The organism is Ramlibacter sp. P4_H7 (assembly GCF_056400765.1).
This window is the reverse complement of record NZ_JBFUKP010000017.1, coordinates 42,780-62,382: the sequence shown is the minus strand read 5'-3', so window position 1 is coordinate 62,382 and position 19,603 is coordinate 42,780. Positions and strand designations below refer to the sequence as shown.

Annotated in this window: 18 protein-coding genes and 1 tRNA gene; 9 read left to right on the top strand and 10 right to left on the bottom strand. The window is 67.6% G+C overall.

Features of this window, described 5'->3' with window-relative positions:
- Positions 1 to 2: 2 nt before the first annotated feature.
- From AC1DSA_RS20130 to AC1DSA_RS20095, 8 genes are all read left to right on the top strand, one after another.
- The gene (locus tag AC1DSA_RS20130; RefSeq protein WP_477892478.1) at positions 3 to 833 is read left to right on the top strand and encodes a CheR family methyltransferase; all 831 of its coding nucleotides are present in this window, start codon (positions 3 to 5) and stop codon (positions 831 to 833) included.
- Positions 830 to 1,432 carry a chemotaxis protein CheB gene (locus AC1DSA_RS20125; RefSeq protein WP_477892476.1) on the top strand — a complete coding sequence of 201 codons (603 nt, stop codon included), beginning with the start codon at positions 830 to 832 and terminating at the stop codon, positions 1,430 to 1,432. The genes AC1DSA_RS20130 and AC1DSA_RS20125 overlap by 4 nt, the downstream gene beginning before the upstream one ends.
- Positions 1,429 to 2,577, top strand: coding sequence for a hybrid sensor histidine kinase/response regulator (locus tag AC1DSA_RS20120; RefSeq protein ID WP_477892474.1), 1,149 nt, complete (start codon positions 1,429 to 1,431; stop codon positions 2,575 to 2,577). The genes AC1DSA_RS20125 and AC1DSA_RS20120 overlap by 4 nt, the downstream gene beginning before the upstream one ends.
- 42 nt (positions 2,578 to 2,619) lie before the next feature.
- Positions 2,620 to 3,724, top strand: a protein-coding gene (prfB, locus tag AC1DSA_RS20115) for a peptide chain release factor 2 (RefSeq protein ID WP_477892472.1) whose coding sequence is annotated in 2 segments (ribosomal slippage) — positions 2,620 to 2,700 and positions 2,702 to 3,724 — 1,104 coding nt in all. Because the reading frame shifts where the segments join, the coding sequence is not laid out codon by codon here.
- Positions 3,724 to 4,389 (top strand): HAD family hydrolase, encoded by a 666-nt coding sequence (locus tag AC1DSA_RS20110; RefSeq protein WP_477892471.1) that lies wholly within the window; start codon positions 3,724 to 3,726, stop codon positions 4,387 to 4,389. The genes prfB and AC1DSA_RS20110 overlap by 1 nt, the downstream gene beginning before the upstream one ends.
- Entirely contained in the window at positions 4,382 to 7,024 is a 2,643-nt protein-coding gene (gene pepN, locus AC1DSA_RS20105; protein WP_477892469.1) for an aminopeptidase N, read from the top strand. Before AC1DSA_RS20110 ends, pepN begins: the two co-directional genes overlap by 8 nt.
- 46 nt (positions 7,025 to 7,070) lie before the next feature.
- Complete coding sequence (locus tag AC1DSA_RS20100; RefSeq protein ID WP_477892467.1) at positions 7,071 to 8,072, top strand: class 1 fructose-bisphosphatase; 1,002 nt, start codon at positions 7,071 to 7,073, stop codon at positions 8,070 to 8,072.
- Between the two features lie 76 nt (positions 8,073 to 8,148).
- Positions 8,149 to 8,224 (top strand) — tRNA-Thr (locus tag AC1DSA_RS20095).
- Positions 8,225 to 8,290: 66 nt separating this feature from the next.
- Here AC1DSA_RS20095 and AC1DSA_RS20090 read toward each other — a convergent pair.
- From AC1DSA_RS20090 to AC1DSA_RS20070, 5 genes are all read right to left on the bottom strand, one after another.
- A complete protein-coding gene (locus tag AC1DSA_RS20090) occupies positions 8,291 to 9,052 on the bottom strand; it encodes an amino acid ABC transporter ATP-binding protein (protein WP_477892465.1) in 762 nt (253 codons plus the stop codon).
- 8 nt (positions 9,053 to 9,060) lie between these two features.
- Complete coding sequence (locus AC1DSA_RS20085; RefSeq protein ID WP_477892463.1) at positions 9,061 to 10,152, bottom strand: amino acid ABC transporter permease; 1,092 nt, start codon at positions 10,150 to 10,152, stop codon at positions 9,061 to 9,063.
- Position 10,153: 1 nt separating this feature from the next.
- Positions 10,154 to 11,293 carry an amino acid ABC transporter permease gene (locus AC1DSA_RS20080; RefSeq protein WP_477892461.1) on the bottom strand — a complete coding sequence of 380 codons (1,140 nt, stop codon included), beginning with the start codon at positions 11,291 to 11,293 and terminating at the stop codon, positions 10,154 to 10,156.
- A 100-nt stretch (positions 11,294 to 11,393) separates the two neighbouring features.
- On the bottom strand, positions 11,394 to 12,419 hold the full coding sequence (locus AC1DSA_RS20075; RefSeq protein WP_477892459.1) for an amino acid ABC transporter substrate-binding protein: 1,026 nt from the start codon (positions 12,417 to 12,419) through the stop codon (positions 11,394 to 11,396).
- Between the two features lie 34 nt (positions 12,420 to 12,453).
- Complete coding sequence (locus AC1DSA_RS20070; RefSeq protein ID WP_477892457.1) at positions 12,454 to 13,668, bottom strand: MalY/PatB family protein; 1,215 nt, start codon at positions 13,666 to 13,668, stop codon at positions 12,454 to 12,456.
- 152 nt (positions 13,669 to 13,820) lie between these two features.
- Here AC1DSA_RS20070 and AC1DSA_RS20065 point away from each other — a divergent pair, with 152 nt between their 5' ends.
- Positions 13,821 to 14,480 (top strand): GntR family transcriptional regulator, encoded by a 660-nt coding sequence (locus AC1DSA_RS20065; protein WP_477892455.1) that lies wholly within the window; start codon positions 13,821 to 13,823, stop codon positions 14,478 to 14,480.
- Here AC1DSA_RS20065 and AC1DSA_RS20060 read toward each other — a convergent pair.
- From AC1DSA_RS20060 to AC1DSA_RS20040, 5 genes are all read right to left on the bottom strand, one after another.
- A complete protein-coding gene (locus tag AC1DSA_RS20060; RefSeq protein ID WP_477892453.1) occupies positions 14,477 to 15,265 on the bottom strand; it encodes an FkbM family methyltransferase in 789 nt (262 codons plus the stop codon). The two genes, AC1DSA_RS20065 and AC1DSA_RS20060, sit on opposite strands and share 4 nt — an antisense overlap.
- A 221-nt stretch (positions 15,266 to 15,486) precedes the next feature.
- Entirely contained in the window at positions 15,487 to 16,299 is an 813-nt protein-coding gene (locus tag AC1DSA_RS20055; protein ID WP_477892451.1) for a class I SAM-dependent methyltransferase, read from the bottom strand.
- A 9-nt stretch (positions 16,300 to 16,308) separates the two neighbouring features.
- Positions 16,309 to 16,707 carry a GtrA family protein gene (locus AC1DSA_RS20050; RefSeq protein ID WP_477892449.1) on the bottom strand — a complete coding sequence of 133 codons (399 nt, stop codon included), beginning with the start codon at positions 16,705 to 16,707 and terminating at the stop codon, positions 16,309 to 16,311.
- Positions 16,704 to 17,513 carry a class I SAM-dependent methyltransferase gene (locus tag AC1DSA_RS20045; RefSeq protein ID WP_477892447.1) on the bottom strand — a complete coding sequence of 270 codons (810 nt, stop codon included), beginning with the start codon at positions 17,511 to 17,513 and terminating at the stop codon, positions 16,704 to 16,706. Before AC1DSA_RS20045 ends, AC1DSA_RS20050 begins: the two co-directional genes overlap by 4 nt.
- Before the next feature lie 125 nt (positions 17,514 to 17,638).
- Positions 17,639 to 19,603, bottom strand: a complete 1,965-nt coding sequence (locus AC1DSA_RS20040; protein WP_477892445.1) for an NAD-dependent epimerase/dehydratase family protein — start codon at positions 19,601 to 19,603, stop codon at positions 17,639 to 17,641.

Below are 19,603 nucleotides of genomic sequence, written 5' to 3'. Positions count from 1 at the left end.
CGATGAACCTGCCGGTGGCGGACATCGAGATCCGGCTGCTGGTGCAGGCGATCTTCCTGCGCTACGGCCACGACTTTCGCGACTACGCCCAGGCGTCGCTCAAGCGCCGCGTGCTGCAGGCGCAGCAGCGCATGGACGCGCCGTCCATCTCCGCGCTGCAGGAACGCGTGCTGCACGATCCCGACGCTTTCGCGCAGCTGCTGCAGTACCTCACCGTGCCGGTGAGCGAGATGTTCCGCGACCCGGCCTACTTCCTGGCGCTGCGGCGGCACGTGGTGCCGGTGCTGCGCACCTATCCGTCGCTCAAGGTCTGGGTGGCGGGCTGCAGCACGGGCGAGGAACCCTATTCCCTGGCCATCCTGCTGCACGAGGAAGGGCTGCTGGAACGCACCATCCTCTACGCCACCGACATCAACCACGCCTCGCTCGACAAGGCGCGCAAGGGCATCTTTCCGCTGGAGCCGATGCAGGCCTTCACCCGCAACTACCAGCGCGCCGGCGGGCTGCGCAGCTTCAGCGACTACTACAGCGCGGCCTATGGCGGCGCGCTGTTCGACCGCCGGCTGCGCGACAGCATCACCTTCGCCGACCACAGCCTGGCCACCGATTCGGTGTTCTCGGAGACGCAGCTGGTGTCCTGTCGCAACGTGCTGATCTATTTCAACCGCTCCCTGCAGGACCGCGCGCTCGGCCTGTTCCACGAATCGCTGTCGCGGCGCGGCTTCCTGGGGATCGGCTCGAAGGAGACGCTGGACTTCTCCGCCTATGCCCAGCGCTTCGAGCCGGTCAGCCGGCCCGACCGCATCTACCGCAAGCTGGGGGAGCGGCCATGAGCACCAGCACCCGACTGCCGGAGCCCTTCGCGTGGCGCGCAAAGGCCGTCGCCATCGGCGCCTCGGCGGGCGGCATCGATGCGCTCTTCACCTTGCTGGACGGCCTGCAGCCGCCGGTGGCCGCGCCGATCGTGGTCGTGCTGCACCTGCCGGAGAACCACGAAAGCCAGCTGGTGCCGGTGTTCCAGGCCCGGGTGGGAGTGCCGGTGCGCGAGGCCCAACCGCACGCTCCGGTGGAGGGCGGCACGCTGTACTTCGCGCCACCCGGCTACCACCTGCTGCTGGAGGCGGACCATACCTTTTCGCTCAGCTGCGACCCGCCCGTGCTGTTCTCGCGGCCCTCCATCGACCTGATGCTGGAGTCGTCCGCCGACGCCTATGGCGAGGGACTGGCGGGCATGATCCTGACCGGCGCCAGCGAGGACGGCGCCCGCGGGCTCGCCCGCGTCCGTGCCCTGGGTGGGCTCACCGCCGTGCAGGATCCATCGGAAGCCGCGCACGCCGCGATGCCCGCGGCCGCCGCCGCCCTGGCCCAGCCCGATTTCGTGCTGCCTTTGGCGGGCCTGCGGCGCCTGCTGCACACTGTGGTGCGCCCATGACCACCCTGCCCGAAACCGACGACGTCAACGTGCTGCTGGTGGACGACCTGCAGGAGAACCTGGTCGCCCTGGAGGCGCTGATCCGCCAGCCCGGACGCCGCATCTTCACCGCACGCTCCGGCGAGCAGGCCCTGTCGCTGATGCTGGAGCATCCGTTCGCGCTCGCGATCCTCGACGTGCAGATGCCCGCCATGAACGGCTTCGAGCTCGCCGAGCTGATGCGCGGCACCGAGCGCACGCGCGGCATCCCCATCGTGTTCGTCAGTGCCGGGGGGCGCGAACTGAACTATGCCTTCCGCGGCTACGAATCCGGCGCGGTGGATTTCCTCTACAAGCCGCTCGACCCGCACACCGTGCGCAGCAAGGTCAACGTGTTCGTGGAGCTGTACCGCCAGCGCAAGGAGCTGCAGGAAGCCCAGGCGCAGCTGCAGCGCGCCGTTGGCATGCGCGACGACTTCATGTCCATGATCGCGCACGAGCTGCGCAATCCGCTCAACTCGGTGTACCTGCAGGCGCAGCTGCGGCGCCGGATGCTCGCCGCACCCAAGCCGCCCGATTCGCAGACCATGCTGAAGATGGTGGAGCGCGACGAGCGCCAGATCCGCAGCATGGTGCGCCTGCTGGACGACATGCTGGACGTGTCGCGGGCCCGCACCGGCAAGCTCACGATCGTTCCCGCGTCCTTCGACCTGGCGGCATCGGTCACCGCGGTGGTCGACGCCATCCAGGACCTGGCGCACAACCAGGGCGTGACCGTCACGCTGGCCGCGCCCGACACCCTGCCCTACGTGGGCGACGAGTTCCGCATCGAGCAGGTGATCACCAACCTGCTGACCAATGCGCTGCGCTACGGGCAGGGCAAGCCGGTGGCGGTGACCGTTGGCACCCGCGAGCAGGAGCCCGAGGCCTTCGTTTCGGTGCGGGACCAGGGCATGGGCATCGCGCCCGAAGACCAGGAGCGCATCTTCGAGCAGTTCGAGCGCACCGAGGGCGCCGCGCAGGTCGCGGGGCTGGGCCTGGGCCTGTACATCGCGCGCCAGATCGCCCAGGCCCACCAGGGGCGGCTGGAGGTGCGCAGCGCGCCCGGCGAAGGCGCGGAATTCATCCTGTCACTGCCCCTGGCGGGCGCCGCAGGTGCGGCATGAGAAAATGACCGGTTCCTTCAAAGGCATCGCGAGAACAACATCATGGACGCAGAACGCATCAACCTGATCGGTACCACCCTGGCTGACCTGCAGGCGCGCACCGCGGATCTCCGGAGGTATCTTTGACTACGATGCCAAATCGGAGCGCCTGAGGACCGTCACCGCCGCCCTCGAAGACCCCGCGGTCTGGAACGACCCCAAGAAGGCCCAGGAACTGGGCCGCGAAAAGAAGCAGCTGGATGGCGTCGTGCTGACCATCCAGTCGCTGGAGCGTGAGCTCTCCGACAACCTCGAGCTCTACGAGATGAGCAAGGAGGAGGGCGACGAGGCCGGGCTGGCCACGATCGAGGCGGAAGGCGACAAGCTGCAGGAGATCGTCAAGGACCTCGAGTTCCGCCGCATGTTCAACCAGCCGGCCGACCCCAGCAACTGCTTCCTCGACCTGCAGGCCGGCGCCGGCGGCACCGAGGCCTGCGACTGGGCGAGCATGCTGATGCGCCAGTACCTCAAGTACGCGGAGCGCAAGGGCTTCAAGGCCACGGTGGAAGACGAGACGCCGGGCGACACGGCCGGCATCAAGGGCGCCACGCTGAAGATCGAGGGCGACTACGCCTTCGGCCTGCTGCGCACCGAAACCGGCGTGCACCGGCTGGTGCGCAAGTCGCCGTTCGACTCCTCGGGCGGCCGGCACACCAGCTTCGCCAGCGTGTTCGTCTATCCCGAGATCGACGACTCGATCGAGATCGACATCAACCCGGCGGACGTGCGCACGGACACCTACCGCGCCTCGGGCGCCGGGGGCCAGCACATCAACAAGACCGATTCGGCGGTGCGCCTGACGCACGTGCCCACCGGCATCGTCGTGCAGTGCCAGGACAGCCGCAGCCAGCACAGCAACCGCGACGTCGCCTGGCGGCGCCTGCGCTCGCGCCTGTACGACTTCGAGATGCGCAAGCGAATGGAGGCGCAGCAGAAGCTGGAAGACAGCAAGACCGACGTGGGCTGGGGCCACCAGATCCGCAGCTACGTGCTGGACCAGAGCCGCATCAAGGACCTGCGCACCGGCGTGGAAATCTCCAACACGCAGAAGGTGCTGGACGGCGACCTCGACACCTTCATCGAGGCGTCCCTGAAGCAGGGGGTGTGATGGCCCCCCGCGCGCTGGTGTTCGACATGGACGGGACCATGGTGGATTCCATGCCCGCCCATGCGCGCAGCTGGGAGGTCTTCACGCAGCGCCACGGCATCCGCATGCCGGTGGCGGAAGTGCTGCGCAAGACCACCGGCCGCACCGGCGTCGAATGCATCCGCATCCTGATGGGCGAAGCCATCCCGGACGACGAAGCCGTGGCGCTGATCAACGAAAAGGAAGCGCTGTACCGCGACTTCTTCTCGCGGGACTTCCGCGAGGTCCGTGGCTTCCGCGAATTCGCGCGGCAGGTGGTGCAGCGCGGCCTGAAGCTCGCCGTGGCCACCGCGGGCGACCGCAACAACATCGCCTTCGTGCTGGAGCACCTGAAGCTCGCCCATGCGCCCGACGCGATCGTCGGCGGCGACGAAGGCATCGCCGGCAAGCCGCAGCCCGACCTGTTCCTCGAAGCGGCGCGGCGCGTGCAGGTGCCCGCAGCGGAATGCATCGTGTTCGAGGACGCGCCTTTCGGCATCGAGGCGGCGCGGCGCGCCGGCATGCGTGCCGTGGCCATCTGCTCGACCCACGGACCCGAAGAACTCGCCGGCCCCCATGTCATCGCCCAGGCGAACGACTACGAAGAACTCATGAAAACAAAATTTCTGGAGACCCTCCATGCGTGAAGGAACGTCCAAGGTCATCCACCGCGCGGACTACCAGCCGCCGGCCTTCTGGATCGACACCGTCGAACTGTGCTTCGACCTCGACCCGGTGAAGACGCGCGTGCTCAACCGCATGCGCCTGCGCCGCAACCCGGAGGTCATGCCGCAGCCGCTGCGGCTGGACGGGGAAGAGCTCAACCTCGCGCGCGTGCTGGTGGGCGGACAGGGCACCTCCTTCAAGATGGAGGAAGGCCAGCTGGTGCTGGAGAACCTGCCCGAGGGCAACGAGCCCTTCGAACTGGAGATCTTCACCACCTGCGCGCCGGCCAAGAACACCAAGCTGATGGGCCTGTACGTCAGCAACGACTCCTTCTTCACCCAGTGCGAGGCCGAGGGCTTCCGCCGCATCACCTACTTCCTGGACCGTCCCGACGTGATGGCCAGCTACACGGTCACCCTGCGCGCGGACAAGCGCAAGTACCCCGTGCTGCTGTCCAACGGCAACCTGGTGGAGCAAGGCACGCTGGACGACGGCCGCCACTTCGCCAAGTGGGTCGATCCCTTCCGCAAGCCCAGCTACCTGTTCGCGCTGGTCGCGGGCCAGCTGGTGTGCCGTGAACAGCGCATCACCACGCGCAGCGGCCAGCAGCACCTGCTGCAGGTCTTCGTGCGCCCCGGCGACCTGGACAAGACCGAGCACGCGATGAACTCGCTGATGGCCTCCGTGGCCTGGGACGAGGCACGCTTCGGCCTGCCGCTGGACCTGGAGCGCTTCATGATCGTCGCCACCAGTGACTTCAACATGGGCGCGATGGAGAACAAGGGCCTGAACATCTTCAATACGAAGTACGTCCTGGCCAACCAGGCGACGGCCACCGACACCGACTACGCCAACATCGAATCGGTGGTGGGCCACGAGTACTTCCACAACTGGACCGGCAACCGCGTCACCTGCCGCGACTGGTTCCAGCTGTCGCTGAAGGAAGGCCTCACGGTGTTCCGCGACCAGGAGTTCAGCCAGGACCTCGCGGGCGACGCCTCGGCCCGCGCGGTCAAGCGCATCGAGGACGTGCGGGTGCTGCGCACCGCCCAGTTCCCCGAGGACGCGGGCCCGATGGCGCACCCGGTGCGCCCCGACCAGTACCTGGAGATCAACAACTTCTACACCGTCACGGTGTACGAAAAGGGCGCCGAGGTCGTGCGCATGATGCAGACGCTGGTGGGCCGCGAAGGCTTCGCCAAGGGCCTCACGCTGTACTTCCAGCGGCACGACGGCCAGGCCGTCACCTGCGACGACTTCGCGCAGGCGATCGCCGACGCCAACCCGGACTCGCAGCTGGCGCAGCGGCTGGACCAGTTCAAGCGCTGGTACAGCCAGGCCGGCACGCCCCGCGTGCGCGTGCAGACCCATTTCGACGCAGTGTCCGGCATCTACACACTGTCGCTGTCGCAGTCCTGCCCCTCCACGCCGGGCCAGCCGGACAAGCAGCCGTTCGTGATCCCGGTGGCGCTGGGCCTGATCGATGCCGAAGGCCGCGAGCTCACCAGCGGCATGCACGTGCTGACGCAGGCGAGCGAGACGCTCACCTTCCCCGGCTACACGAGCGAACCGGTGCCCTCCGTGCTGCGCGGCTTCAGCGCGCCGGTGGTGCTGGAGTACGACTACAGCGACCAGCAGCTGCTGGCGCTGCTGGCGCACGACACGGATCCCTTCAACCGGTGGGAGGCCGCGCAGCGCCTGGCGACCGGCCGCGCGCTCGCCTTCATCCGCGGCGACATGCCGGTTCGGCTGGATGCGCCCTACGTCGAGGCCATGCGCGCCGTGCTGCGCCACCCGGCGCTGGACGCCGCCTTCAAGGACCTGGTGCTGACGCTGCCGGCGGAAACCTTCATCGCCGAACAGCTGGACGTGGTCGATCCGCAGCGCATCCACCAGGTGCGCGAGGAGATGCGCCAGCAGCTGGCGCAGGCATTGTTCGCCGACTGGGAATGGGCCTTCGAGGCGCACAAGGACAGCGGCGCCTACCAGCCGGACCCGGTGTCCAGCGGCCGCCGCGCGCTCGCCGGCCTGGCGCTCACGCACCTGTGCCTGGCCGCGCGCACGAGCGGCGACACGGTCTGGCCCGGCAAGGTCTACCAGCGCTTCAAGGACGCGTCGAACATGACCGACCGCTTCAACGCCCTGGCGGCGCTGGTGGTGAGCGGCAACGCGCTGGGCGTGCAGGCGTTGCAGCGCTTCCACGCCCTGTTCAAGAACGAGGCGCTGGTGCTGGACAAGTGGTTCGCCCTGCAGGCCGGCGCGCCGGACCACGGCGGCAACATCCTGCCGATCGTCAAGCAGCTGATGCACCACCCGGACTTCAACATCCGCAACCCCAATCGCGCGCGCAGCGTGATCTTCAGCTACTGCAGCGGCAACCCGGGCGGCTTCCACCGCAGCGACGCCGCCGGCTACGTGTACTGGAGCGAGCGCGTGGTCGAACTGGATGCGATCAACCCGCAGGTCGCCGCCCGCCTGGCGCGCGCGCTGGACCGCTGGAAGAAGCTGGCCGAGCCCCTGCGCAGCGCCGCCCGCGAGGCGATCGCCCGCGTGGCGGCCAAGCCGGACCTGAGTAACGACGTGCGCGAGGTGGTCACCCGCGCCCTGGCGGATTGATCGCCGGGGCATCGCCCTCGCGTTTTTTCAGAGTTAAAGTTCATCCATGAGCACGACTTCCCTCACCCGCTACCTTGTCGAGCAGCAGCGCACCCATGGCCACATCCCCGGGCAGCTGCGGTTGCTGATCGAGGTGGTGGCGCGCGCCTGCAAGCGCATCAGCCATGCCGTGAACAAGGGCGCGCTGGGCGACGTGCTCGGCTCCGCCGGCACCGGCAACGTGCAGGGCGAGATCCAGAAGAAGCTGGACATCATCGCCAACGAGGTGCTGATCGAGGCCAACGAATGGGGCGGCCACCTGGCGGGCATGGCCAGCGAGGAGATGGAAGGCATCCACGTGGTGCCCAACCGCTATCCACGCGGCGAATACCTGCTGCTGTTCGATCCGCTGGACGGCTCCTCGAACATCGACGTCAACGTGAGCATCGGCACCATCTTCAGCGTGCTGCGCATGCCCGAGGACGACCGTGGCGTCGACGAGGGCGACTTCCTGCAGTGCGGCAACCGGCAGGTCGCCGCCGGCTACTGCGTCTACGGGCCGCAGACCACCCTGGTGCTCACCGTCGGCGACGGCGTGGCCATGTTCACGCTGGACCGGGAACAGGGCTCGTTCGTGCTGACGCAGGAGGACGTGACGATCCCGGACGACACCCGCGAGTTCGCGATCAACATGTCGAACATGCGGCACTGGGCGCCGCCGGTGCGCCGCTACATCGACGAATGCCTGGCCGGCACGGAAGGCCCGCGCGGCAAGGACTTCAACATGCGCTGGGTCGCCTCGATGGTGGCCGACGTGCACCGCATCCTCACGCGCGGCGGCATCTTCATGTACCCCTGGGACCAGCGCGAACCCGAGAAGCCCGGCAAGCTGCGCCTGATGTACGAGGCCAACCCCATGTCCTGGCTGGTGGAGCAGGCCGGCGGCGCCGCCACCAACGGCAAGCAGCGCATCCTGGACATCCAGCCGAAGAAGCTGCACGAGCGCGTGTCGGTGATCCTGGGCTCGAAGAACGAAGTCGAGCGGGTCACGGCCTACCACGCGCAGTGACGCTGGCTGCCCCTTGAATCCGGCGCAGCCGGGCGAGCCCGCCGGGGTCTGCGCCTCCGCTATAATTGCGGGCTTCGCCGGAGTAGCTCAGTCGGTAGAGCAGCTCATTCGTAATGAGAAGGTCGGGGGTTCGATTCCTCTCTCCGGCACCAGACACGTCGACGACCAGGCCCCGCCATCATGGCGGGGCTTCGTTTTTTTGGCGTGTCGCATCGCGCTCAGCGATGCAGGATCTGGTCGAGGAACTGCCGGGTCCGGGGCGACTGGGGATTGGTGAAGAAGCTCTCGGGCGGCGCCTGCTCCACGATCTCGCCGGTGTCCATGAAGATCACCCGGTCGGCCACGGCGCGCGCGAAGCCCATTTCGTGCGTGACGCACAACATGGTCATGCCGTCGCGCGCCAGGTCCATCATGGTGTCCAGCACTTCCTTGACCATCTCGGGGTCGAGCGCGGAGGTGGGTTCGTCGAACAGCATCACGTTCGGTTCCATGCACAGCGCGCGCGCGATCGCGACGCGCTGCTGCTGGCCGCCCGAGATCTGGCCCGGGTACTTGCGCGCCTGGTCGGCGATCCGCACGCGCTGCAGCAACTGCATTGCCTTGGCCTCCGCCTCGGCGCGCGGCTGCTTGCGCACCCAGATCGGCGCCAGCGTGCAGTTGTCCAGCACGCTCAGGTGCGGAAAGAGGTTGAAGTGCTGGAACACCATGCCGATGTCCTTGCGCACCGCCTCGGTGTTGCGGATCGTCCCGTCCAGCGGGATGCCGTCCACCACCACGCTGCCGCTCTGGTGCGTTTCCAGGCTGTTCAGGCAGCGGATCAGGGTGGACTTGCCCGACCCCGAGGGGCCGCAGATGACGATGCGCTCGCCGCGGCGCACGTTCAGCGAGATGTCGCGCAGCACGTGGAAGTCACCGAACCACTTGTTGAGGGCCTCGATGCGGATGATGTCGTCGGCCCCGTCCGGGCGCGCTGGGTTCATGGCGGTGTTCACGGTCGGTGCTCGCGGCGCAGGTGCACTTCCAGCCACTGGCTGTAGCGGCTCATGGCGAAGCAGAAGATCCAGTAGACGGCCATCGCGAACAGGTAGCCTTCGACGAAGTAGTGCCGCCAGTCCAGGTCGCTGACCACCGACTGCTTGACGGCATAGAGGAAGTCGAAGATGGACACGATGATCACCAGCGAAGTGTCCTTGAAGTTGTCGATGAAGCTGTTGACCTGCGCCGGGATGGTGATGCGCAGGGCCTGCGGCAGGACGACCAGCCGTTGCGTCTGCCAGTAGCCCAGGCTCAGCGCGCTGGCCGCCTCGTACTGGCCGCGGGGCAAGGCCTGCAGGCCGGCGCGCACCACCTCGGCGATGTAGGCGGCGTTGAACAGGATGATGGCGATCTGCGCGCGCAGCAGCTTGTCGAAGGTCAGGCCCTCGGGCAGGAACAGCGCGAACATGATGGAGGCCATGAACAGCACCGTGATCAGCGGCACCCCGCGGATCAGCTCGATGTAGGCGATGCACACGGCCCGCACGACCGGCAGTTCCGAGCGCCGGCCCAGCGCCAGCAGCACGCCCAGGGGGAAGGCCAGCAAGGTGCCGAAGACCGCCAGCATCAGCGTGATCGGCAGGCCGCCCCACAGGGAGGTCGGTACCGGGGTGAGGCCCAGGCCGCCGGCCATGAGCCAGCCGCACAGCAAGGTGCCGCCGCCCCACAGCAGCGCGATCCGGCTTGCGGTCCAGAAGGCGCGCATGGCCGAAGCCACCAGCATGCCGGAGAACAGCAGCACCGCCAGCGCCGGGCGCCACTGCTCGGCCTGCGGGTAGATCCCGAACAGCATCTGCCGCCACTTGTTGGCAACCACCGCCCAGCAGGCGCCCTTGCCGGCCGCTGCATTGCAGGCAGCCACCGGCGCACGGCCCCAGACGGCGTCGACCACCGCCCAGGAGAAGAAGCGGCTGCCCAGCCAGGCGAGCAGCCCGAGCGCCAGCAGCGTCACCAGCGCATTGGTCGGCGAAGAGAACAGGTTCGCTCGCAGCCACAGGGAGGCGCGACGCGGCAGGCTGCGCTGGATGACGGGACGGGTCGCCACGTCAGCGCTCCACCAGCCGGGCGCGGGCGTTGGTCCAGTTCATCAGGCCCGAGATCGCCAGCGAGATCGTGAGGTAGACCGCCATCGTCAAGGCGATCGCCTCGATCGCCTGGCCGGTCTGGTTCAGCGTGGTGTTGGACACGCTCACCATGTCGGGGTAGCCGATGGCCACCGCAAGCGAGGAGTTCTTCGTCAGGTTCAGGTACTGCGAGGTGAGCGGGGGGATCATCACCCGCAAGGCCTGCGGCAGCACCACCAGCCGCAGCTGCTGGCCGCGCGTGAGACTCAGGGCCAGGGAGGCTTCGTTCTGGCCCTTGGGCACGGCCAGGATGCCGCCGCGCACGATCTCGGCGATGAAGGCGGCGGCGTAGACCGACAGGCCCACGTAGAGCGCGGTGAACTCGGGCGAGACGTGCTTGCCGCCCTCGAAGTTGAATCCGCCCAGCGTCGGCACCGAGAAGGCGGTGGGCGCGCCCCAGGCCGCCCAGGCCATCACGGGCAAGGCGACGAAGGCCAGCACGCTCGGCCACAGCACGGCGGGCGCCTGGCCCGTGCGGTCCCGCAGCCGGTTGGCCCGCCGGGCCGCGAGCAGAGAGAACACCAGCGCGGCCAGCAAGCCCCATAGCGCGGCCCACCAGCCCGCATGCGCTTCCGGCCACGGCAGGTTCAGCCCCCGCTGGCTGAGGAACACGTCGCCCACTTGCAGGGCCTGCGCCGCAGGCGGCAGCAGTTCGGTGACCAGCCCGTACCAGAACAGCAGCTGCAGGATCAGCGGCACGTTGCGGATCGTCTCGATGTAGAAGCCGGCCAGCTTGCGCAGCAGCCAGTTGGGCGAGAGCCGGCCGACGCCCACGGCCAGGCCCAGCACGGTGGCGGTGACGATCGCCACCGCCGACACGAACAGGGTGTTCAGCAGGCCGACGAGAAAGGCGCGGCCATAGGAGAAGGAAGGCTCGTAGGCGATCAGCGCTTCGGAGATCTCGAAGCCGGCTTCCTGCGGCAGGTAGCCGAAGCCGATGCGGATGGACCGGCTTTCCAGGTTGTGGACCAGGTGCCAGCCGGCAAAACCGCCGACCGCCAGGATGACGGCGACCAGGGCGACCTGGTAGAGGACGTTTCGGAGTCGTTCGGTGATCTGCATGGTGTCGGGTCCTGCGTCCTCGCCAAAGCACGACCGGCTTGCCGCAATGCGCGCGGCAAGCCGGTCATGCGGAACCAGCCGGCTTCCAGGCCGGCGCGCATCAGTCCATGGGCACGGGGTACATCAGGCCGCCCTTGTTCCACAGGGCATTGGGGCCGCGCGCGAAGCCCAGCGGCTTGATGTGGCGATCGTAGATCTCTCCATAGTTGCCGACGGCGGAGATGGCACGCACCGCCCAGTCCGCGTCCAGGCCCAGGCCCTTGCCCACCTCGCCGGTGGCACCGGTCAGTCGCTGGATCGTCGGGTCCTTGCTGTCCTTCTTCATCTGCGCCGCGTTGGCCGCGGTCACGCCGGACTCCTCGGCCTGCTGCAGCGCGTAGATCATCCAGCGGGCGATGGCGAAGAATTCCTGGTCGTTGCGACGCAGCATGGGGCCCAGCGGCTCCTTCGAGATCAGCTCGGGCAGCACGCTGTAGTCGCCCTTGTCGGGCATGTTGACCAGCATGGCGGCGATGCCGGAGGCGTCGGTGGTGTAGGCGTCGCAGCGGCCCGCCTGGAAGGCCTTCTCGGTGGCTTCCTGGCCCTCGAACACCACGGGCTTGAAGCTCAGTTTGTTGGCGCGCGCGTAGTCGGCCAGGTTGCGCTCGGTGGTGGTGCCGGTCTCGACGCAGATCGAGGCCTTGTTCAGGTCGGCCAGCTTCTTGACCTTGGCGTTCTTCTTCGAGTTCACCACGAAGGCCTGGCCGTCGTAGAACCAGGTGCCCGCGAAGATCGCGCCCATGGTGGTGTCGCGCTTGGAATTCCAGGTGGTGTTGCGCGACAGGATGTCGACCTCGCCGGACTGCAGCGCGGCGAAGCGCTGCTGCGCGGTCAGGGGAACGTACTTGACCTTGTCGGCGCTGCCCAGGATGGCGGCGGCGAGCGCCTTGCAGTAGTCGACGTCGATGCCGGCGTACTTGCCCGCCTTGTCGGGGGCCGAGAATCCGGTGAGTCCGGTGTGCACGCCGCACACCAGCGTGCCGCGCTGCTTGATCGCATCGAGCGTCTGGCCGGCGTAGGCCGAACCGCCGGCCATGCCCAGGGCGAGCGCGGCCAGGGTGCCGCCTATCCACGACTTCTTCAACATGCAGGTCTCCTTCAAGTTGTTTGCGACAGGTTCTTCAGGCCGGCATCGCGTTGCGACCCTGGCTGGGAACTTCGTGCAGGCTGCGCATCGCCTGCGCCATGCGGGCGAGCGCCTGTTCCAGCAGCTGGGGCGGTGCGGCGAAGTTTAGACGCAGGAAGCCCGGGCGCCCGAAATCGGCGCCGTCGGACAGTCCCACGCCATGCGCTTCGAACCACGCCGCCGCGTTTCCGACGCGCTGCGCCAGCCCGCGGGCATCGATCCAGGCGAGGTAGGACACCTCGGGACGGGTGTGCGGCAGGCCCATGCCCTCCAGTGCGGCGCCCACCAGGTCCCGGTTGGCGCGCAGTTGGGCGAGCAGCTCCTGCCGCCAGGGCTCGCCGTGCACCAGGGCCGCCTGCAGCGCGGTGAAGCCGAAGCAGCAGGCGTCGGGCACCAGCTTCTGCATCGCGGCGCGAAAGCGCAGGCGCAGCTCCGCATCGGGGATGATGGCCCAGGCCACGCCCAGGCCGGCGATGTTGTAGGTCTTGCCGGGGCCGTGCAGCGTGATCACGCGCCGCGCCAGCGCGGGGGAACGCTCCGCCATCACCTTGGCAAACGGGATGTGGGGCGTGTGGCCGTCGAGGATCAGGTCGCAGTGCACCTCGTCCGAGCAGACGAGCACGTCATGGCGCTCGCACAGTTCCGCCAGCCGGTCCAGCTCTTCGCGGGTGAAGGCTCGCCCGATCGGGTTGTGGGGGTGGCAAAGCAGCAGCAGCCGGGCGCCCTGCGTGCGCATGGCCTCCTCCAGCGCGTCGAAGTCGATCTGGAACGACAGGTGCGCGGCTTCGACCGGCTCGAGCGGCACGTCGAGCAGGCCGCGTCCCTGCAGCCCCGGGGCGTTCAGGAAAGGCGGGTAGATGGGGGAGAGGGAAATCACCTTCTCGTCGGGCCCGCAGCAGCTGCGCACGGCGAGGTTGAGGCCCAGCACCAGGCCCGACAGCCAGACGATGGATTCCGGCTCCACGTCCCAGCCGTAGCGGCGGCGGTGGTCCTCCACCAGCTGCTGCGGCAGCTCGCGCGGCGCCGCCATGTAGCCGAAGTTGCCGTGCGCCACGTGCGCCGCCACGGCCTGCTGGATGGCAGGCGCGACCGGAAAATCCATGTCGGCGATCCACAGCGGGATGACGTCGCTGCCGCGATACTTCTCCCATTTGGTGGCGGACCAGGAGAGGCGGTCTTGCTGGGTGGTGAAGTCGAACGGGCGGCTCAAGGAGGACTGGAAATTGGTACGAAAGACTGAAATGTCTCATGGGATAATCTGACATGTCAAGCATTCCCCGCGAGGTCGGAGTGGCACGGGCAGCGAACAGGAACGACGCGAGGCGGACGCCGTCCGGAAAGGGTGCCGGCGCGGACGCCTTGATGAGCGACCAGGTGTACGAGGCCTTGCGCGGTGACATCCTCACCTGCGAGCTCGCGCCGGGACAGGCGATTTCCGAAGCCAGCCTGGCCGCGCGTTATGACTTCGGCAAGGCGCCGATCCGCGCCGCGCTGTCGCGGCTGCGCCAGGAAGGTCTGGTCTCCGCGTCGCCGCGCCGCAGCTTCGTCGTCAGCCCGCTCACGCTGCGCGACGTGCAGGAGCTGTATGCGCTGCGGCTGCTGCTCGAACCGGCCACCGCCAGGCTGGCTGCGGGGCGCGTGGACATGAAGCAGCTGACCAAGCTGAACGCCATCTGCCGCAAGGGCTACACGCCGGGCGATGCCGACAGCACGCTGCGCTTTCTGGACGCCAACCGGGAGTTCCACCTGGAGATCGCGCGCGCCAGCGGCAACCAGCGCTTCCTGCGGCTGCTCTCGCAGGTGCTGGACGAAACCACCCGCGTGATGTTCGTCGGCCTGGGCCTGCGCAATCGCAGCACCGAGATGGAGCACGAGCACCAGGCGTTCATGGAGGCGCTGCAGGCGGGCGACGGCGCCGCTGCGGAACGCATCGCAGCGGAGCAGGTGACGGCCTCGCGCGACATGGTGACGGCGGCCTTGCTGAACAGCAGTGCCATGCTGGACAGCCGCATCGGCGGTTAGGCAGGCCGCGTCCGCACGTACCAGTCGTCCCACTGCGAAAGCGCTTCGAACCTGCGCTCGTAGCCGTTGGCCACCAGCAGCTGGTGAAGCAGCTGGCGATTCGGCGTGTAGTTGTGTTCGACCGTGATGATCCCGATGTCGTACCTGGCGAAGTCGAACGCAGCGAGGATGTCGGGTTCGGAGCCTTCGGTATCGATGGACAGGTAGTCGATCGTGCGCGGCGCGCTCGACTGCGCGAGCAGGTCGAGAAGCGAGATCGTCGGGACCTCGTACCGGTCTCCGTTCACCCGGCTCGGGGCATGGCCGTCGCGGGAAGACAAGTTGTCGATCGTGGACAGCTCGCGATCCGCCGTCTCGTTGAACAGCAGTGTCTGGCCGGAGGCGTGCCATACACAATGCGTGCTGATCGTGCAGCGCCGGTTCGCGCGCAGGGGCTCGTGCCAATAGCGCGCCGGCTCCGCCAGGACGCCCGTCCAGCCGAAGTCTCGCTCGAGCAGCAAGGTGTTGCTGATGCCCACGCCATCGGTCGCCCCGAACTCGACGAAGAAACCACCGCGCTTGCTTCCCAGCATGTAGAGGACGAACAGGTCCTGCATCAGCTGGGCCCGCGAACGAAGCGCATGTGCGGCGCAGAACTCGATGAAGGCGAGCTCGCCGGCGTCGGGATGGCCGGCGGCGCCGAGGCGATTGCGGATCGCGACCACCGCCCTGAAGATGTCGAGCGTATCGAGTGCGGGCCTCGGCGGAGGTTCGGCGAGGGTGGGTGGAACGATGGGTGCGCTCACGGAACGGGAGGTGGTCGACGACGAACCCGGGCCGAGTCCTGTCCAGCGTCATGGTTCATCGACGCAGGATAGCCCATCGCATGACGCCGAAATCGGCAGCTCTTCACCGTTGGCTGCGTTCGAGCGACCACCCGAGCCCTTATGCCGATCCCTCGCGACGGCAAGCTCGCGCTGGACTACGTTGCCACCGCCCAGGCACCGCGAGCGGCTCGCCCCACCGCTCACGACAGCGGTTCCAACCTCCTACCTGGCGATTCCGGCGCGCCGGGAGGACGGCCTTTGCGAGCCCGGCAGAAGTAACCCAAGGGGTCCTCCCGCCCTCCGAGTCCCCACGCGAGCGAGACGTGCGCGATGGCCAGCATCAACCCCGCGAGAGCTCCGAACAACAGGCCAAGGGGCACGGTCGCGACGAAATTTCTCAATGAAACGGATTTCTGCAGGCGTATGGCAAGCACCAGGAGCTTGTTGGCAATCACGGCCACGTCATCGCCGCGCTCGTCCACGATGACATCGGTGAATCCATGCGTCGCGAGAATCGCCTGCAGTCGCTCGCGGGTAAACCGGTGGAAGTCGAACGGAATGTGGTGGCGGCGAGCCGACCAGGGGACCGTCAGCAGCAGCGGCGCGCCGACCTTGAGGACGCGCGCGATCTCCGAGATGAGCGCATCCGGCTCCTGCGCGTGCTCCAGCACTTCCACGCACAGCGCGGCATCAAAGGTCTCCGGCGCGAACGGAATGGTCTTGCCGTCGTAGTAGGTGATGTCGCCGCCCCGTGCCATCCCGAAGTCGCCCGCGTTCGCCACGTCCAGGCCCACGTACCGGCAGTGGGCGGGCAGCCACCCGCGCCAAGGGGTTTGGCCGGCACCGACGTCGAGCACGGCGCCGGGCGGGAGTTGCTCGAGCGCGGGGCGAAGCCGCTTGACGATCGTTGCCAACTGCAGGTCCACGACGCAGCGCAGCGCGAACCTCCAGGGCGAGGCGCCGGGAGCGGTGACGGGGACGGGCTTGAAGCCTTCGGTTTCGGCGCGGCGCATCGTCGGGGGCTAGTGCGTTGGGCTGTCGGTGAACACGAGGAATCGCATCATCAGGTACGACAGGACCGCGAGGGGAACCGTGACGAGCGCCTGTGCCTGGATCACGCCGAGCCCCTTGCGCGACAGCAGCTCGATGAGGCCCAGGTTGACCAGATAGACGGTGCCATAGCAGAGCGCGAACCAGGGAAAGTTTCGCCGCGAAAGTTGCCGGAATGCGTAACCCCCGATGGTCACGTAGTTGAAGACCAGGCCCGCGACGACGCCGGCCATGAGCGCGCCCCAGACCGGGGCGCGGGCCAGGACAGCCCCGGCATAGACGGCAAACCCGAACGCCGTGTTCGCCGCGCCTGCCACGATGAAGCGTGCTGCCGCATGCCGGCCCAGGAGGCGCCGCAGCCTGTCGATCACGCTTGATCGCCCGCGGTCGCGCCTGGCTTGCGGCCAGCCGCGAACAGGTTGCCGACGTTGGCGGACAGCTTGAGCCGCGCGAATCCCGTCTTCCGCATGACGAAGTCCCCTGCCCGCTTGAGGGCCGCAGGTACGGGCGTCAACCGCAGCCAGTAGCGCAGCGAATATCGGTTGCGAAACGCCTGCACCCGGAACTGGTCGTAGCCGACCGCCTGGAACAGATGGCGCAGGCTGTCCTTGGAAAACAATTGCAGGTGCTCGACGTCGATGATCGGCGAACGTCGACCGAGGAGCCGATTGACTGGCGCATGGTAATCGTGGGTGACGGTCACGAACGCGCCGCCCGGGCGCAGCAGCTCGAACGCCGCAGCTGCCACCGCATTCGGATCGCGGACGTGTTCCATCGTCATGAAGCAGCAGATCAGGTCGAACGATCCGGGCTCGAAGCCGGCCGCATCGAACATGCCGGCCCGGATCCACGCCTGGCGGTGGGCCGGCGCCGCGGCGATGGCGGCCGTGGAAGGTTCGACGCCGACCAATTCGGCGAAACCCTCCCGGTGCAAGTGCTCGAGGAAGATGCCGGTGCCGGTGCCGATTTCCATGGCCCGCTGGCGCGAACGCATGCCGTCCAGCACCGGCCGGATGGCTCGCAGGTAGGCGGCGGCGGCGTCGTTCGCCTCCTCGGAGCTGTCGTAGCTGGCCGTGTGGTAGGCCTGCGCCAGTTCGTCCTCACCCGGCGGCCGGTCCGCGTAGACGAGGTCGCACGTCGGGCATTGCACGAGCCGGTGGCACATGAACTCGGGCACCTTGCGCGAGGCGAAACTGAATTCGGACAGGCGCGAACGGTCCAGGTTTTCTTCCAGGAACAGGCGGGCTTGTGCCGAAGAGGTGTTGCAGACCGGACAGGAGCGCGTGATGGGCTTCTGCATGCTCAGCAGGCCTTGCGGTCCGGCAGTAGGTTTGTGGTCTCTCCATTGCGGATCAGCGCGGCGCGAATTAGGCGGGGGCGACCCTTGACCTCCGCCATGATCTTCGCGATGTATTCGCCGACCAGGCCGACGGCGAACAGGTTCAGCGAGCCGAAGAACAGGATCAAGATCAGCAGGGTCGTCGCCCCACGCGGCGCGATATCGGGGAAGAACAGGCGCAGCAATGCCACCGCGACCGCGGCCACGGCGGAAACGCCCAGGAGCAGCAAGCCCAGGCTGGTCAGCATGGTCAGCGGAGCATTGCTGAAGGAGAAGATGCCCTTCTTGGCCCAGTCGACGTTCTTCAGGAAGCTGTTGGTGGTCACGCCGAACATCCGTTCGGGTCGCACGTAGTCGACGCCAGTCTGGCGGAAGCCGACATACGCCCTCAGCCCGCGCACGAACAGGTCGCGCTCCGGGCAGTTCAACAGCCAAGCCACCACGCGCTGATCGATCAGCGAGAAGTCGCCGGCGTCCAGCGGGACCTGAACATAACTGAAAAGCGCGAACATCCGGTAGAACAGCTTGTACATCAGCCCCCAGTGCCAGGGCATGTCGCGCTTGATCCGGCGCCCATACACGACGTCCCAGCCCTCTTCCCACCTGGCGTAGAACTGCTCGATCAGCTCCGGGGGGTCCTGGAGGTCACCGTCCAGCAGCACCACGGCGTCCTTGGTGGACAGCTCCATGCCGCTGCGAAAAGCCATCTGCGAGCCGAAATTGCGTGAATGCGTGACGCCCAGCACGTGGGGATCGTGCTCGCTGATCTCGCGGATCACCCGCGCGCTGTCGTCGGGGCTGCCGTCGTTCACGAAGATGATTTCGTAGTCGATACGCAGCTTGTTGAAGGTTTCCGTCAGCCGCCTGTGCATCACCGGGATCGCCGGCTCGTCCTTGTAGCAGGCGATGATCGCCGAGACGCTGCGCTTGCGGGCTCCGCTGTTCTTCTTGGAGCGCGAGGCCATCTCGTCATCGGACAGCGTTCCCACCCAGCGCGCCGTGGCACGCAGGCCTTCGAGCAAGCCCACCTCCGCGCGCCAGCCCAGTTGCTCCTGCGCCTTGCGCGGGCACGCATACCATTCGGCCAGGTCCCAGGCACGGCCTTCCATCGTGCCGAAGCGGGGCGATTCGGCGACCTGGAAGTCGTCGCGCACCAGGTTGGCCAGCTCCGCGATGGTGGTCTTTTTGCCCGTGCCGATGTTGAAGTGCTCGCCATAGAAGGCGGGGTTCATCTTGGCCGCCGCCAGGATGAAGGCGGCACAGACGTCGTCGACGTGCACGAAGTCGCGCGATGTGCGCGCGTCCACGAAAGGCGGCAGCGTTGCCTGCAGCGCCTTGCGCAGCACATTCGGGACCAGGCGGGAGGTGTCCTCGAGCGGCCCATAGACCGAGTACAAGCGCAGGTTCACGCAGGGGAAGGCACTGTGCTTGCCGACGAACGATAGGTAATTGGCGACAGCCACCTTCGAAACGGAATAGGCGCTGTTCGGCTCGCACACGCTGTCTTCCAGCGGCGCCGTGCAGTTCCGTCCGTACTCCGACGAACTGCCCGCATGCACGAAGGCCGCAATGCGGCGCGGCGCCAGCTGCTCCACCAGGTTGACCACCGACAGGAAGTTGGTCTGGTAGATCAGGGTGGCGTCGGTCTCAAAGGAATAGGCCCCGAACGCCACGCAGTCGAACACCGTTTCGGGACCCATGCTAGCGACGAGGTTCCTGACCGCCGCCGGATCGTTGAGGTCTGCAATGATCACGCGCTCGTCGCGCGCGCCGGCAAGCCGCCAGGTCTTTTCGCGCAGCACGACCGCGTACACATCGTCGCGCACCGCAGCGATCTTTGCGAACAGGTTGGCGCCGATGAAGCCGGAGCCACCGGTCACCAGGATGGGGCCGCGCAGCGCCTTGATGAAATCGGCCAGCTGCGGCAT

Excerpts from the sequence above, each read along its gene's own strand:
- AC1DSA_RS20130 (WP_477892478.1), top strand. The coding sequence starts at position 3 with ATGAACCTGCCGGTGGCGGACATCGAGATCCGGCTGCTGGTGCAGGCG.
- AC1DSA_RS20125 (WP_477892476.1), top strand. The coding sequence starts at position 830 with ATGAGCACCAGCACCCGACTGCCGGAGCCCTTCGCGTGGCGCGCAAAG.
- AC1DSA_RS20120 (WP_477892474.1), top strand. The coding sequence starts at position 1,429 with ATGACCACCCTGCCCGAAACCGACGACGTCAACGTGCTGCTGGTGGAC.
- AC1DSA_RS20110 (WP_477892471.1), top strand. The coding sequence starts at position 3,724 with ATGGCCCCCCGCGCGCTGGTGTTCGACATGGACGGGACCATGGTGGAT.
- pepN (WP_477892469.1), top strand. The coding sequence starts at position 4,382 with ATGCGTGAAGGAACGTCCAAGGTCATCCACCGCGCGGACTACCAGCCG.
- AC1DSA_RS20100 (WP_477892467.1), top strand. The coding sequence starts at position 7,071 with ATGAGCACGACTTCCCTCACCCGCTACCTTGTCGAGCAGCAGCGCACC.
- AC1DSA_RS20090 (WP_477892465.1), bottom strand. The coding sequence starts at position 9,052 with ATGAACCCAGCGCGCCCGGACGGGGCCGACGACATCATCCGCATCGAG.
- AC1DSA_RS20080 (WP_477892461.1), bottom strand. The coding sequence starts at position 11,293 with ATGCAGATCACCGAACGACTCCGAAACGTCCTCTACCAGGTCGCCCTG.
- AC1DSA_RS20075 (WP_477892459.1), bottom strand. The coding sequence starts at position 12,419 with ATGTTGAAGAAGTCGTGGATAGGCGGCACCCTGGCCGCGCTCGCCCTG.
- AC1DSA_RS20065 (WP_477892455.1), top strand. The coding sequence starts at position 13,821 with ATGAGCGACCAGGTGTACGAGGCCTTGCGCGGTGACATCCTCACCTGC.
- AC1DSA_RS20055 (WP_477892451.1), bottom strand. The coding sequence starts at position 16,299 with ATGCGCCGCGCCGAAACCGAAGGCTTCAAGCCCGTCCCCGTCACCGCT.
- AC1DSA_RS20040 (WP_477892445.1), bottom strand. The coding sequence starts at position 19,603 with ATGCCGCAGCTGGCCGATTTCATCAAGGCGCTGCGCGGCCCCATCCTG.